The sequence below is a fragment of the Kitasatospora sp. NPDC101183 genome, assembly GCF_044767945.1.
Taxonomy (GTDB): domain Bacteria; phylum Actinomycetota; class Actinomycetes; order Streptomycetales; family Streptomycetaceae; genus Kitasatospora.
In genome coordinates this window covers 77,572-91,449 of the sequence record NZ_JBIWOW010000010.1, presented here as the reverse complement: position 1 = coordinate 91,449, position 13,878 = coordinate 77,572, and the positions used below count along the sequence as shown (strand labels likewise).

General features: G+C 71.5%; 10 protein-coding genes and 1 tRNA gene. 5 read left to right on the top strand and 6 right to left on the bottom strand.

The features are described 5' to 3' along the window. Positions 1-80: 80 nt before the first annotated feature. The 3 genes from ACIRRS_RS16215 to purM all read left to right on the top strand — a co-directional run bounded on the left by ACIRRS_RS16215 (position 81) and on the right by purM (position 3,962). On the top strand, positions 81-959 hold the full coding sequence (locus ACIRRS_RS16215) for a diacylglycerol kinase (protein ID WP_402970695.1): 879 nt from the start codon (positions 81-83) through the stop codon (positions 957-959). Positions 960-1,212: 253 nt separating this feature from the next. Then, complete coding sequence (purF, locus tag ACIRRS_RS16210; RefSeq protein WP_402970692.1) at positions 1,213-2,796, top strand: amidophosphoribosyltransferase; 1,584 nt, start codon at positions 1,213-1,215, stop codon at positions 2,794-2,796. An 80-nt stretch (positions 2,797-2,876) separates the two neighbouring features. Further along, complete coding sequence (purM, locus tag ACIRRS_RS16205) at positions 2,877-3,962, top strand: phosphoribosylformylglycinamidine cyclo-ligase (protein WP_402970689.1); 1,086 nt, start codon at positions 2,877-2,879, stop codon at positions 3,960-3,962. 138 nt (positions 3,963-4,100) lie between these two features. Here purM and ACIRRS_RS16200 read toward each other — a convergent pair whose 3' ends face one another. Both ACIRRS_RS16200 and ACIRRS_RS16195 read right to left on the bottom strand, forming a co-directional pair. Continuing rightward, complete coding sequence (locus tag ACIRRS_RS16200) at positions 4,101-4,361, bottom strand: DUF3073 domain-containing protein (protein ID WP_402970686.1); 261 nt, start codon at positions 4,359-4,361, stop codon at positions 4,101-4,103. A gap of 375 nt (positions 4,362-4,736) precedes the next feature. Then, a complete protein-coding gene (locus ACIRRS_RS16195) occupies positions 4,737-5,894 on the bottom strand; it encodes a Glu/Leu/Phe/Val dehydrogenase dimerization domain-containing protein (RefSeq protein ID WP_402970684.1) in 1,158 nt (385 codons plus the stop codon). Between the two features lie 201 nt (positions 5,895-6,095). Here ACIRRS_RS16195 and ACIRRS_RS16190 point away from each other — a divergent pair, with 201 nt between their 5' ends. Beyond that, entirely contained in the window at positions 6,096-6,992 is an 897-nt protein-coding gene (locus ACIRRS_RS16190; protein ID WP_402970681.1) for a hypothetical protein, read from the top strand. 487 nt (positions 6,993-7,479) lie between these two features. Then, positions 7,480-7,686, top strand: coding sequence for a developmental transcriptional regulator BldC (bldC, locus tag ACIRRS_RS16185; RefSeq protein WP_014137253.1), 207 nt, complete (start codon positions 7,480-7,482; stop codon positions 7,684-7,686). Between the two features lie 334 nt (positions 7,687-8,020). On the opposite strand, the gene ACIRRS_RS16180 is transcribed toward bldC, so the two are convergent. The 4 genes from ACIRRS_RS16180 to ACIRRS_RS16165 all read right to left on the bottom strand — a co-directional run bounded on the left by ACIRRS_RS16180 (position 8,021) and on the right by ACIRRS_RS16165 (position 13,828). Next, a tRNA-Asp gene (locus tag ACIRRS_RS16180) sits at positions 8,021-8,094 on the bottom strand. 117 nt (positions 8,095-8,211) lie between these two features. After that, positions 8,212-12,198 carry an ATP-dependent RNA helicase HrpA gene (gene hrpA / locus ACIRRS_RS16175; RefSeq protein WP_402970678.1) on the bottom strand — a complete coding sequence of 1,329 codons (3,987 nt, stop codon included), beginning with the start codon at positions 12,196-12,198 and terminating at the stop codon, positions 8,212-8,214. A 236-nt stretch (positions 12,199-12,434) separates the two neighbouring features. Beyond that, on the bottom strand, positions 12,435-12,854 hold the full coding sequence (locus ACIRRS_RS16170; RefSeq protein WP_402970675.1) for a nuclear transport factor 2 family protein: 420 nt from the start codon (positions 12,852-12,854) through the stop codon (positions 12,435-12,437). A gap of 38 nt (positions 12,855-12,892) precedes the next feature. Further along, positions 12,893-13,828: a zinc-binding dehydrogenase gene (locus tag ACIRRS_RS16165; protein ID WP_402970672.1), complete on the bottom strand. Its 936-nt coding sequence runs from the start codon at positions 13,826-13,828 to the stop codon at positions 12,893-12,895. Positions 13,829-13,878: the final 50 nt, after the last annotated feature.

Sequence of the window (13,878 nt, the reverse complement as noted above, 5' to 3'; positions counted from 1 at the left end):
TGCCCCGAGATAGACGAAGCCCCTGGCGCAGTAGCGCAAGGGGCTCTTGCACCGAGAGATTACCTGAGGAAGGACCGGTCGTGTCGTCCCAGTCCACGCCCGTGAACGGCGGCCCCGAGCCGATCCTGCTGCTCCTCGACCCGGTGGCCCGGCAGGTCGACGGCGAGTCGGTGCGGATCGCGAGGGACGTGCTCTGCGGAGGTACGGACGTCAAGGTGGCCCATCCGGAGAGCCCGTCCGAACTCGACCGGCTGCTTTCGCACCGGGGTCGCAGGCGTCCGGTCGTGATCGGTTCCGACCTCGCCCTCCAGCGGGTGCTCCAGGCCTTGTACCGCCAGCGTGAGCTGGGCGCCGATCCGGTGGGAGTGGTTCCGGTCGGCCGCCCCGAGGAGGTGGCGGCGGCCCGGGCGCTCGGCGTGCCGACGGAGCCGGTGCGGGCCGCGCGGGCGGTGCTCTCGGGCGTGGCCCGCCGGCTCGACCTGCTGGTGGACGACGGCGGCGGGGTGGCGCTCGGCGGGGTGCGGATCACGGGGGCCGGGGTCCGGCGCCCGGGGGGCCGTCCGGGTGGCTGGCGTTCGCTATGGGCGAAACTGGCTGCGGCCGAGCAGGCGAACGCACTCACCTCCGAGGCCGTCGACCACAGCCCCCGCGTCCGGGTCGAGGCGGACGGGCGGCTGCTCGCGGACGTCCACCGGCCGGTCCGGCTGGTCGAGCTGACCCTGCCCGCCGCCGTACCACCCGCGGCGGGGGAGGGCGCGGGCACCACGGGCGCGGCGGCCGGGGTCCTGGAGGTCGTGGTCCGCGCACCCGGCGCGATGGTGCGCGCCCGGGCGGCCAGCGTCTCGGTGGTCGGCCGGGGCTTCGGCTACGAGGCGGACGGCCACCCCGTCGGCCCGGTCCGCGCCCGGACCTGGACGGCCCACCCCGGCGCCTGGGGCCTGCTGCTGCCCGCCGTGTGACGCCCGGACGGTCCCCGGGTGAACGCCGGGTGAGCAGGCTCACGTTCGCCCCCGCCCCGCCGACCCCCGTCGTACGCCCCCGAATCCCCAACAGGCGCGAACCGCAAGGCCAACCGCCCTGCGCGGGAATTCCCCCCACCCGAATTCCCCGCCCCGTAAGGGGTTTTGTCTACGCGCGTCGCCCGTCCCTGACCCCCTGGTCGCGGCATCCCGGGTTCCGGAAGCCCTGGTCAACTGCCCTAGACTCGAAGGCGTGCCACGTGGTGACGGAAGACTCAACCACGATCTTCTTCCCGGTGAGAAAGGCCCCCAGGACGCTTGCGGCGTCTTCGGTGTCTGGGCTCCCGGCGAGGAGGTCGCCAAGCTCACGTTCTTCGGCCTTTACGCCCTGCAGCACCGCGGTCAGGAATCCGCGGGCATCGCAGTGAGCAACGGCTCCCAGATTCTCGTCTTCAAGGACATGGGGCTCGTCTCCCAGGTCTTCGACGAGGCCTCCCTGGGGTCGTTGCACGGGCATATCGCCGTCGGACACGCCCGCTACTCGACCACCGGGTCCTCGGTCTGGGAGAACGCCCAGCCGACCTTCCGCGCGACCGTCCACGGTTCGCTGGCCCTCGGGCACAACGGAAACCTGGTGAACACCGCCGAACTGGCGGCCATGGTCGCCGAACTGCCCGGCGAGGAGCACGTCTCGCGCTCCGGCCGGACGGCCGCGACCAACGACACCGACCTGGTGACCGCCCTCCTGGCCGGCCACCCGGACCTCTCCATCGAGGAGACGGCCAAGGTCGTACTGCCCAAGGTCAAGGGCGCCTTCTCGCTGGTCTTCATGGACGAGCACACCCTCTACGCCGCCCGCGACCCGCAGGGCATCCGCCCGCTGGTCCTCGGCCGGCTGGAGCGCGGCTGGGTCGTGGCCTCCGAGACGGCGGCGCTGGACATCTGCGGCGCCTCCTTCATCCGCGAGGTCGAGCCCGGCGAGCTCATCGCCATCGACGAGAACGGCATGCGCACCAGCCGCTTCGCCGAGGCCAAGCCCAAGGGCTGCGTCTTCGAGTACGTCTACCTCGCCCGCCCCGACACCTCCATCGCCGGCCGCAACGTGCACCTCTCCCGCGTGGAGATGGGCCGCCGCCTGGCGAAGGAGGCCCCCGTCGAGGCCGACCTGGTGATAGCCACCCCCGAGTCCGGCACCCCCGCCGCGATCGGGTACGCCGAGGCCAGCGGCATCCCGTACGGCTCCGGCCTGGTGAAGAACGCCTACGTGGGCCGCACCTTCATCCAGCCGAGCCAGACCATCCGCCAGCTCGGCATCCGCCTCAAGCTCAACCCGCTGCGCGAGGTCATCGCCGGCAAGCGCCTGGTGGTCGTGGACGACTCGATCGTGCGCGGCAACACCCAGCGCGCGCTGGTCAAGATGCTCCGCGAGGCCGGCGCCGCCGAGGTGCACATCCGCATCTCCTCGCCGCCGGTGAAGTGGCCCTGCTTCTTCGGCATCGACTTCGCCACCCGCGCGGAGCTGATCGCCAACGGCATGACCATCGAGGAGATCGGCCGCACCCTGGGCGCCGACTCGCTCTCGTACATCTCGATCGACGGCATGATCGAGGCCACCAAGCAGCCCAAGGACAGGCTCTGCCGGGCCTGCTTCGACGGCGAGTACCCGATGGAGCTGCCGGACCCGGCGCTGCTGGGCAAGCTCCTGCTGGAGGCCGAGATCAAGGGCGGCCAGCAGCAGCCCGCCGTCCGCGGCAAGCCGACCAGCGGCAGCGACCTGGACGGCGTCCAGTCGCTCCTCGGCGGGGCGGGCGCGGCCGACGCGCTGCGCCGCCCGTAAGAACGCACGGTGGGGTCCCGAGAACCGGGGCCCCACCGCTGTTCCACCCGAACCCCCAGACCCGAAAGGGCCGCACCGCAGTGACCTCCAACCAGAACGGCGCCACCTACGCCGCAGCCGGTGTCGACATCGAGGCGGGCGACCGCGCCGTCGAGCTCATGAAGCAGTGGGTGAAGAAGGCCAACCGCCCCGAGGTGGTCGGCGGTCTCGGCGGTTTCGCCGGCCTCTTCGACGTCTCCGCCCTCAAGGACTACGAGCGTCCGCTGCTGGCCTCGGCCACCGACGGCGTGGGGACGAAGGTCGCCATCGCGGCCGCCATGGACAAGCACGACACCATCGGCCACGACCTGGTCGGCATGGTCGTCGACGACATCGTGGTGTGCGGCGCCGAGCCGCTCTTCATGACCGACTACATCTGCGTCGGCAAGGTCGTCCCCGAGCGCGTCGCCTCGATCGTCAAGGGCATCGCCGAGGGCTGCGCCCTGGCCGGCTGCGCCCTGGTCGGCGGCGAGACCGCCGAGCACCCGGGCCTGCTCGGGCCGGACGAGTACGACGTCGCGGGCGCCGGCACCGGCGTGGTGGAGGCCGACGCGCTGCTGGGCGCCGAGCGCGTCCGGGCGGGCGACGTGGTGATCGCCATGGCCGCCTCCGGCCTGCACTCCAACGGCTACTCGCTGGTCCGCCACGTGCTGCTGAACGAGGCCGGCTGGAAGCTGGACCGCAAGGTCGAGGAGTTCGGCCGCACCCTCGGCGAGGAGCTGCTGGAGCCGACCCGGATCTACTCCCTGGACTGCCTGGCGCTGATCCGCGCCACCGAGGTCCACGCCTTCTCGCACGTCACCGGCGGCGGCCTGGCGGCCAACCTGGCCCGGGTCGTCCCCGAGGGCCTGCACGCCCGCCTGGACCGCGGCACCTGGACCCCGCTGCCGGTCTTCCGCACGGTCGCCGAGGTCGGCCAGGTGGCCACCCTGGAGATCGAGAAGACGCTGAACATGGGCGTCGGCATGGTCGCCGTCGTCCCGCCGCACTCGGTGGACGCGGTGCTGTCGATCCTGGAGGACCGCGGCGTCGAGGCCTGGCTGCTGGGCGACATCGTCGACCGCACCGACGAGCACGACGGCGGCGCGGCGCTCTACAACGCCTACGAGGGCTTCGCGACCCGCTGAGGCCCCGGAACGCCAGGTGAGGCCCTTCCGGAACGCTCCGGAGGGGCCTCACCCGTGTGCGGTCGGCCGCGGTGCGCGCGGGAACGCCGAAGACCGGCCCGGCGCCTGGGCGCCCGGACCGGTCCGGCGAAGCTGTGGTTACGAGCGGCTGCGGGCCTGCGACGGCCCGGGGCCCGGCTCGGTGTCGTCCTCGTCGTCGAGGTCGGCGTAGCGGGCGGCGTACTCCGCGTACGGGTCGTCGTCCTCCTCCTCCTCTTCGATCGGCTCCGGCTCGATCGGAGAGGTGGACGGCGATACGCCCAGCTCGTTGGACAGACGGTTAGCGTCGAACCCGCCGCTGTTGTACTTCAGCTCGCGGGCGACCTTCGTCTGCTTGGCCTTGGCCCGGCCGCGCCCCATGGGTCGACCCCCTCAACGATGGGGCTCACGGCCCCGAGTCTGACACGTGTTCATGTTCAGGACCGGCCGCGCCCGAATGGGAGGACCGTCCCTTGGAGCATTAACGGTACCCGTTTCCGCCGCTGGACGGTACGTCGTCAGTGTGACGTGGCGCGCACCGACCGCATCCGCGACCAGGTCTTCCCAGGTCAGCGGAGGTTTTGCGGCGGTTTGCACGCTGTTCGGTGGTGGCTCGGGTCCGTCGTTCCGAGAACGATTATCCCCCCTAGGGGGGCGTGGGATCACCCGTTCGGGCGGGGAAGTGAGAATCCGGTTCCACATCGTGATGCGCGGGAGGCGGGTGGGGGCCGCCTCCCGCGCAACGCGGTGTGGGGATCAGGCGCGGCGGGCGGCCGGGAGCAGGACGGTGCGCAGGGCGCTGATCTCGCGCATCCGCTTCTCGGCGAGGCGGTCGGCGGCGACGGCCGGCGGCACGCCGTCGGAGGCGGCGCGGGTGAAGATCTCCAGGGTGGTGTCGAAGATCTTCGTGGCCTTGTTCTTGGCCCGTTCGAAGTTGAAGCCGTCGATCTCGTCGGCGACCTGGATCACGCCGCCGGAGTTCACCAGGTAGTCCGGGGCGTAGAGGATGCCGCGGTCGGCGAGGTCCTTCTCGACGCCCGGGTGGGACAGCTGGTTGTTGGCCGCGCCGCAGACCACGGAGGTGCCGAACCCGCCCAGCGCCGCGACGGTCTCGTCCGTCAGCGCGCCGCCGAGGGCGCAGGGGGCGTAGACGTCCAGCTCGGCCTGGAACAGGGCGGCGGTGTCGGCGACGACCTCCACCTCCGGGTGGGCGGCGCGGACGCGGTTGACGGCCGCCTCGAAGGGGTCGGTGACGACGACGGTGGCGCCGTCGGCGACCAGGTGGCCGACCAGGTAGTGGCCGACCTTGCCGACGCCCGCGACGCCGACGCGCTTGCCGCGCAGGGTCGGCTGGCCCCAGCGGGCCTGGGCGGAGGCGCGCATGCCCTGGAAGACGCCGAAGGCGGTCAGGATGGACGAGTCGCCGGCGCCGCCGTGCTCGGGCGAACGACCCGTCACGAACTCGGACTCGCGGGCGATGACGTCCATGTCCTGGACGTAGGTGCCCACGTCGCAGGCGGTGATGTAGCGGCCGCGCAGGGACTCGACGAAGCGCCCGTACGCGCGGAGCATCGCCTCGTTCTTGTCCTTGTTCGGGTCGCCGATGATGACGGCCTTGCCGCCGCCGAGGTCGAGGCCCGCCAGCGCGTTCTTGTAGGACATGCCGCGGGAGAGGTTGAGCGCGTCCTCCAGCGCCGCCTCCTCGGAGGCGTAGGGGAAGAAGCGGGTGCCGCCGAGGGCCGGGCCGAGGGCGGTGGAGTGGATGGCGATGATCGCCTTGAGCCCGGAGCTGCGGTCGTGGCAGAGGACGACCTGCTCGTGGCCGTCGCCGGGGGCGCCGTCCTGCTCGGTGCGGAAGATCCTGCTGAGCACGCCGGGTGCGGGGTGCGAGGCGGGGGTCTGTACGTCGGTCACGGTGGTGACTCCAGTAGTCGCGAAGGCCCGCTGCTGTGGTGCGGGCGTCTACCGCGAAGCGTAGTCGCGCGGGGGTGGCCGATCCCGGCTTCCGTCCGAGGTGGGGGCGGTTGTCCGAGGAGTGAGACGCGAGGGGGTGCGGGGTGCGGGCGCGAACGGTTCGGGCCCGCGCCCTCCCCGGTGTGGGCGGTGCGTGCGACCATGCAGGACGTGACCGTCGTGCGCACGTCCGTCCAGCCGCCCTACGCCGCCCACCTGCGGGTGTACGAGCCGCTGGCGGCCTATCCGGAGCCCGAGCGGACGCACTGGCAGGCCTACGCCGCCGAGCACGGGCCGGACGCGACGGGCGCCGGGCAGCCGGTGGCCCAGGCGGTGCTGGAGGAGCAGCGGGAGGCGCTCGCGGAGCTGGCCGCCCGCACGCCGAGGGCGCTGCCGGAGCGGGAGAGCGGGCGGGCGTTCCTGCGGGTGCTGGACGGCGTTCTCTACGTCTGCCCGTGGGCGACCCGGCTGCGCAGCTGGCAGGCGCTGGAGGGGATGCGCACGGCGGCGCCGGTGGCGCTGCTGGAGACCGCCCTGCCGGCCGCGGCGCGGGAGGCCGCCGAGGCGGACCGGGAGCGCTGGAAGGCCGAGCACCCGGACGCGCGGCCGTGGATCCTCACGAGCCGGTGGGAGGTGCCGGTGCGGTGGTTCCTGCCGTTCGGGGACGAGGACCGCTGCTTCCTGCCGCCGGAGAGCGCGGACGGGCGGACGCGGGCGGCGGCCCTGTACTACCTGGTGCCGATGGCGCAGGCGCGCCGCCGGGTGGCCCGGGCGTACCGGGCGCTGCGCGAGGGGGTGCCGGAGGGGGAGCTGGTGCGGGGCGCCGAGCGGATCGGGCGGTGGCTGGAGGAGTTCCACCCGCGCTCGCTGGTGGAGTTGGACTACGGGGGCCTGGTGCACCTGCTGGGGCCCGAGCGGTTGTCGACGGACCGTTCGGCGGGGGAGCTGGAGGAGGGGCTGCGGGCGCTGCGGGCCGGGGACACCGCCGAGGCGCTGCGCGCGTACGGGGAACTGACGGTGCGCTGGCGCGGGGTGCTGGCCCTGCGGCACGCGAACTGACGTCCGAGCAGGCGTGTTTGACTGTAAGGGCCCTACGTCCTCCGGAGGCGATGACCAAGGTCCCGGTTCGGGTCAATACCTCTCGAACGTGACACTACTCACCGTTGACGCGAACTTACCCCTATGTGCAAAAATGGGACAACCAGCCCAACTTCACGTGAGCGTGCCCACTTTTGGGTGGTTCTGGAGTTGATGCGCGCTTTGCGGGGAAACGGTGGGTCTGGTCCCCTCGTAACCGGACGTCATCGCTGAGTGACTGTCCGTTATGGGGTGGTCCATTGCCATCCGTCAGCCTTGAACCCGTGAGGGGTCAATTTTGGCGGTTTGGTCGATAGGGCTGGACGGATGGTGTAGTTGTAGACACCAGGACAAGCCGTTCGTCCTATAACCGACTCGGCCCGTCTATGCCATTTCGGGCATCGCGGGCCAAGGTGCAGAATTTGAAGGATAGAACCGCCCTGGTTCGGTTCTCCCGAGGAGGCCGCTCATGACCGCTCGTACCCCTGATGCTGAGCCCCTGCTGACGCCGGCAGAGGTTGCCACCATGTTCCGCGTTGACCCCAAGACGGTCACCCGCTGGGCCAAGGCGGGCAAGCTGACGTCGATCCGCACGCTCGGTGGTCACCGCCGTTACCGCGAGGCGGAGGTGCGTGCCCTGCTGGCCGGTATTCCGGCTCAGCGCACCGAGGCCTGATCGGCCAAAGGCTCTTTAAAGGGGCTGCTTACCGGACTCCGCCGGGTCCGGTAAGCAGCCCCTTTGTCATGCCTGGCATGTCGGAATGTTGAACTCCGGATAACGATTTGGTGGGCCTGGTGCGGGGGGCTTTTACAGTGAATATCTGTACAATTTTACATATTAAATTAACGAGGCCTTGGAAGGGGCTGAAGACACCCTTTTTCGGGCGGGGCCGGGTGACGACCGTCACGCGCGTCAACCCTTGTGGTCTAGACCTAGTCCGGGGTACAAGCCGGCCTGTCAAAAGCGAGAGGCCCGGAACCTGACGGTTCCGGGCCTCTCACATCTACGGCGATCCTGACGGGACTTGAACCCGCGACCTCCACCTTGACAGGGTGGCGAGCTAACCAACTGCTCCACAGGACCAGAGTGTTCTGATCTCGTTCACTCGCTTGCCGCGCTGCGAACAAGACAGATCGTAGCCCATGACGGGCCTCCAGGTCGAACCGGCTCCTGGCCGGCCCCCGGAGGCCCGTCCGCAGATCAGAGCGCTGCCCGGGCCGCCTCCATCGCCTTCATGATCCGCTTCTCCGAGACGGGGCTCGGCGTCCCCAGCCCCTGGGCGAAGAAGCTGACCCGCAACTCCTCGATCATCCAGCGGATCGCCCGCACCTCCTCGGAGGGCTGCCGGCCCGCCGGAACGGCCGCCAGCAGCTCCCCGTAGGCCTGCTGGACCTGCTGGACCTTCAGCAGGTTCTGGGCGTCGCGCTGCGGGTGGTTGGGCAGCGCCTCCAGGCGGCGGTCCACCGCCAGCAGGTAGCGCTTGACGTCCGGCAGCCGCTGCCAGCCCGTGGCCGTCACGAAGCCCGGGTGCACCAGGGAGGCCAGGTGCAGCCGGACGTCGTTCACCGCGTTCAGCAGCACCGGGCTGCTCACCGACTTCAGCCGGGTCGAGGCCTTGTGGAAGGCGATCAGCGCGGTCGCCGTCTTCAGGGTGGTGTCGGCGGACAGGTCGTAGAGGTCCGTGCGCACCTTGTCGTGGAGCTTGCCGAAGGCCGTCTCGTCCCAGGCGGGGCCGCCGGCCAGGGCCGTCAGCCGGTCCGTCGCGGCCGCGACGACGTCCTCGAACAGGGCCGCGATCGAGCCGTGCGGGCTGTGCGAGAGCGCCAGCTTGGCCTGGTTGCCCAGGCGGCCCTGGATGGACTTCGCGGGGGAGGTGGTGGTCAGCATCAGCAGCCGCCGGGTGCCCTCCCACATCGCCTGCGCCTGGGCCTCCGGGGTGTCGAACAGCTTGACGCCCACCGACGCGCCCTCGTCCACCAGCGCCGGGTAGGCGCGCAGCGAATGGCCCTTGGAGCGCTGCTCGAAGGTGCGCTGGAGCACCGGCAGCGAGGCCGGCCAGGCCGTCAGCCCGCTCTGCTCGATGCCCCGGCCCGAAGCGGCCGAGGAGAGCGTCTCCTTGAGCTTGGGCTTGAGCCTGAGCCGCAGCTCCTCCAGGTCCTTGGACTCGGCGAGCTTCCGCTTGCCGTCCACCACCCGGAAGGTCACCTTGAGGTGGTCCGGCACCCGCTCGTCGTCCCAGGCCTCCGGGGGCACGGTGATCGCGGTCAGGCGCTTGAGGGCGTGCTCCAGGGCCGGGAGCAGAGGCTCCTGGCGGTCCTTCACCGCGCGCAGCGCCGCCTTGGCGAAGTCCGGCGCGGGGACGAAGTTGCGGCGGACCGCCTTGGGCAGCGACTTGATGTACGCGGTGACCAGCTCCTCCCGCAGGCCCGGGATCTGCCAGTCGAAGCCCTCCGCGGTGACCTGGTTGAGCACCGGCAGCGGGATGTGGACGGTCACGCCGTCCGCGTCGCTGCCCGGCTCGAACTGGTACGTCAGCTGGAAGCGCAGCTTGCCCTGCTGCCAGGTGTCCGGGTAGTCGGCCTCGGTGACGCCGCCGGCGGCGTCGTTGATCAGCATCGACTTCTCGAAGTTCAGCAGGTCCGGCTGCTCGTGCCGGGCCTTCTTCCACCAGGAGTCGAAGTGCCGGGTGGAGACGATCTCCTCGGGCAGCCGGGAGTCGTAGAAGTCGAAGAGGGTCTGGTCGTCCACCATGATGTCGCGGCGGCGGGCCCGGTTCTCCAGCTCCTCGACCTCGCCGAGGAGCGTGCGGTTCTCGGCGAAGAACCGGTGGTGGGTCTCCCAGTCGCCCTCGACCAGGGCGTTGCGGATGAAGAGCTCGCGGCACAGCTCCGCGTCGATCCGCCCGTAGTTGACCTTGCGCTGGGCGACGACCGGCATCCCGTAGAGGGTGACCTTCTCGTACGCGAGGACGGCGCCGGCCTTCTTCTCCCAGTGCGGCTCGCTGTAGCTGCGCTTGATCAGGTGGCCGGCCAGCGGCTCCACCCACTCGGGCTCGATCTTCGCGTTGATCCGCGCCCAGAGCCGGGAGGTCTCGACCAGCTCGGCGGACATCACCCAGCGCGGCGGCTTCTTGAACAGGCCCGAGCCGGGGAACACCGCGAAGCGGGCGCCTCGGGCGCCGCCGTACTCGCGCTTCTCCACGTCGAACAGGCCGATGTGGGAGAGCAGTCCGGCCAGCAGGGACTGGTGGATGCGGTCCGCGTCCGGCTCGGCGTCCGGGTGGGGCTCCTCGATGGTGACGCCCAACTGCTTCGCCACCGTGCGGAGTTGGGTGTAGATGTCCTGCCACTCCCGTATCCGGAGGTAGTTCAGGAACTCCGTCTTGCACATCCGGCGGAAGGCCGAGGAGGACAACTCCTTCTGCTGCTCGCGCACGTAGCGCCACATCGCGAGGAAGGAGAGGAAGTCCGAGGTCTCCGAGGTGAAGCGGCGGTGCCGTTCGTCGGCGGCCTGGCGCTTCTCGGCCGGGCGCTCGCGCGGGTCCTGGATGGAGAGCGCGGCGGCGATCACCATGACGTCCCGCACGCAGCCGTTCTTGTCCGCCTCCAGCACCATGCGGGCCATCCGCGGGTCCACCGGGAGCTGGGCCAGCTTGCGGCCGAGGCCGGTCAGGCGCTTGCGCGGGTCCTTCTCCTCGGGGTCGAGGGCGCCCAGTTCGTGCAGCAGGTGGACGCCGTCCTTGATGTTGCGCGAGTCCGGCGGGTCCAGGAACGGGAAGGCGGAGATGTCGCCGAGGCCGGCGGCCGTCATCTGCAGGATCACCGAGGCCAGGTTGGTGCGCAGGATCTCGGCGTCGGTGAACTCGGGGCGGGAGAGGAAGTCCTCCTCCGAGTACAGCCGGATGCAGATGCCGTCCGAGGTGCGGCCGCAGCGGCCCTTGCGCTGGTTGGCGCTGGCCTGGCTGATCGCCTCGATCGGCAGCCGCTGCACCTTGGTGCGGTGGCTGTAGCGGGAGATGCGGGCCGTGCCCGGGTCGATCACGTACTTGATGCCGGGGACGGTCAGCGAGGTCTCGGCCACGTTGGTGGCCAGGACGATCCGGCGGCTGGTGGAGCGCTGGAACACCCGGTGCTGCTCGGCGGAGCTGAGGCGGGCGTACAGGGGGAGGATCTCGGTGTTCTTGAGCCTGAGCTTCGTGAGGGCGTCGGCGGTGTCGCGGATCTCCCGCTCGCCGGAGAGGAAGACCAGGATGTCGCCCGGGCCCTCGGCCTGGAGCTCCTCGGCGGCCTCGCAGATCGCCTGGACCTGGTCGCGGTCGCGGTCGGTGTCGTCGGCCTCGCCGTCCTCGTCCTCGTCGACGATCGGCTGGTAGCGGACCTCCACCGGGTACGTACGGCCGGAGACCTCGACGATCGGGGCGTCGCCGAAGTGGCGGGAGAAGCGCTCCGGGTCGATGGTCGCGGAGGTGATCACGACCTTGAGGTCGGGGCGGCGGGGGAGCAGCTGCTTGAGGTAGCCGAGCAGGAAGTCGATGTTGAGGCTGCGCTCGTGGGCCTCGTCGATGATCAGGGTGTCGTACTGGTGCAGATCGCGGTCCGTCTGGATCTCCGCCAGCAGGATGCCGTCCGTCATCAGCTTCACCAGCGTCTGCTGGCCGACCTGGTCGGTGAACCGGACCTTCCAGCCGACCGCCTCGCCGAGCGGGGTGTTCAGCTCCTCCGCGACGCGGTCGGCCACCGTGCGGGCCGCGATCCGGCGCGGCTGGGTGTGGCCCACCAGGCCCCGTACGCCCCGGCCCAGCTCCAGACAGATCTTCGGGATCTGCGTCGTCTTCCCGGAGCCGGTCTCGCCCGCGACGATCACCACCTGGTGGTCGCGGATCGCCTCCAGGATCTCGTCCTTCTTCTGGCTGACCGGCAGTTCGGCCGGATAGGAGATCTTCGGCACGGCGCTGCGGCGCTGCTCCACCAGCAGCTCGGCGCGGTCGATCTCGGCGGCCAGCTCGGCCGCGACCTTCTGCCGGGCCTCCGGCTTGCGGACCCTGCGGGCCCCCTCCAGCCGGCGCCCGATCCGCACCTGGTCGCGCAGGGTCAGCTCGGGCAGACGGGCGGCCAGCTCACCGATGCCGGGCCCGGCGGGGGTGTCGGCGGCGGTGGACTGGGCTGCGGGAGAACTCACTGCGGGCATCCCTCTAGGTTCGCAAGGAGGCACGGCGGCGCGCACCTCGGTTTTCGAGCCCCTCCAGTGTCACAGCCCCGGGCGGACGATCGCGAACGCCGGGGCGGGGGCGTTCGCGGGACCGTGCAACGGGCCGGGGCGCTTCCGGGGTGGACGGCGGCTCGAAGCCGTCCCTCGACCGGTCCCGCCCCCGGTCCCGTGCCCGCCCCCGGTCCCGCCCCCGGCCCGGGCACGGAGAAGGAGTTCTACCGCGCGGCCGGGCCGGAGAAGAGGGTGCGCTCGGCGTGCTGGGTGTCCGTGTACTCGCGGACGGCGGTGATCCTGCCGTCCCGGACGGTGAAGACGCCCAGGCAGGCGTTGTCGTAGCGGTGGCCGTGGAGGGTGGTGCCCTTCGAGGTCCACTCGGCGACGACCTGGTCGCCGTCGGCGATCACGTGGGTCAGCTGGATCTCGACCGGGGTGCCGGGGGCGAAGAGGCCGCCGGCCTGGCCGAGGAAGTCCTCGAGGATGGCCGTCCGGCCGCGCCACACGCCGGTCAGGGGGAGGTCGCCCGGGTACGTCCAGACGGCGTCCTCGGCGAAGGCGGCGGTCATGGCGTCGAGGTCGCCCCGGGCGACGGCCTCGACGTAGTCGACGACGACGGTGCGGGGGTCGGTGGTGGTCATGTCGTGCTCCCTGTCGGTGAGTTGGGTGGTGACGAAAGTTACGAAAGGGTCAGGACGGCGTTGCCGCGGACGCGGCGCTCGCGCAGGTCGTCGAGGACCTCGGCGGTGCGGCTCCAGTCCTCGACCCGGCCGATCTCGGGGTGGAGCCGGCCCTCGGCGACCAGCCGGACCAGCGTCTCCAGGTCGGCGGCGTACGGCTGGTCGCCGTCGGCGTAGCTGAAGTGCCGCACCGTCGCGGAGACCGGGCCGGCGAAGAAGGAGAAGAAGTCCAGCTCGACGGGCTTCCGGCTGGCCTGGCCGAACCAGATCAGCTCGCCGCGCGGCGCCAGCCGGGCCAGGGCGAGCGGGAGGTCTGCCCCGCCGGTGGACTCCAGGACGAGGTCGAAGGGGCCCGGCGCGTCCTCGACCCGGTGGACGACGGAGGCCGCCCCGAGCTCCGCCAGCCGGGCGCCGCGTTCGGCGGAGGAGGTCACCGCCGTCACCAGGGCCCCCGCGGCGGCGGCGAGTTCGACGAGGTAGTGGCCGACTCCGCCGGAGGCCCCGGTGAGCAGGAGGCGGCGCCCGGCGAGGCTCCCCGCCGCCCGCAGCAGGCGCAGCGCGGTGATCCCGGCCAGCGGCAGGGCGGCGGCCCGGGCCGTGGACACCTGCTCGGGCAGCCGGGCCAGCGCATCGGTCGGCACGGCGACGTACTCGGCCCAGCCCCCGGCGGGCGGGTGGGCCACCACCCGCTGCCCGACCGCCGGACCGGAGCCGTCCGCCGCGGCCTGGACGACCAGCCCGGCGACGTCCTTGCCCGGCCGCCAGTCGGGCGGCGGGTTCTCCAACTGGAAGGTCTCGCCCCGGTTCACGGAGTACGCGTCGACCTTCACCAGGACCTCGCCGCTCCTCGGCTCGGGGACGCCCACCTCGGCGAACTCCACCGACCGGCCGTCCCGGCCGTCCCGTCCGGCCTGTTTGGCCACAACCGCCCTCATGTCCACGGCCCTTCGCTCGGTCCTTCGCTCAGTCCTTCGCCGGTCTCTCC

What these genes read in the sequence shown, in the direction of transcription:
- ACIRRS_RS16200 (WP_402970686.1), bottom strand. Translation starts at nt 4,361, where the DNA reads ATGGGGCGCGGCCGGGCCAAGGCCAAGCAGACGAAGGTCGCCCGCGAG.
- ACIRRS_RS16190 (WP_402970681.1), top strand. Translation starts at nt 6,096, where the DNA reads ATGCAGGACGTGACCGTCGTGCGCACGTCCGTCCAGCCGCCCTACGCC.
- bldC (WP_014137253.1), top strand. Translation starts at nt 7,480, where the DNA reads ATGACCGCTCGTACCCCTGATGCTGAGCCCCTGCTGACGCCGGCAGAG.
- hrpA (WP_402970678.1), bottom strand. Translation starts at nt 12,198, where the DNA reads ATGCCCGCAGTGAGTTCTCCCGCAGCCCAGTCCACCGCCGCCGACACC.
- ACIRRS_RS16170 (WP_402970675.1), bottom strand. Translation starts at nt 12,854, where the DNA reads ATGACCACCACCGACCCCCGCACCGTCGTCGTCGACTACGTCGAGGCC.
- ACIRRS_RS16165 (WP_402970672.1), bottom strand. Translation starts at nt 13,828, where the DNA reads ATGAGGGCGGTTGTGGCCAAACAGGCCGGACGGGACGGCCGGGACGGC.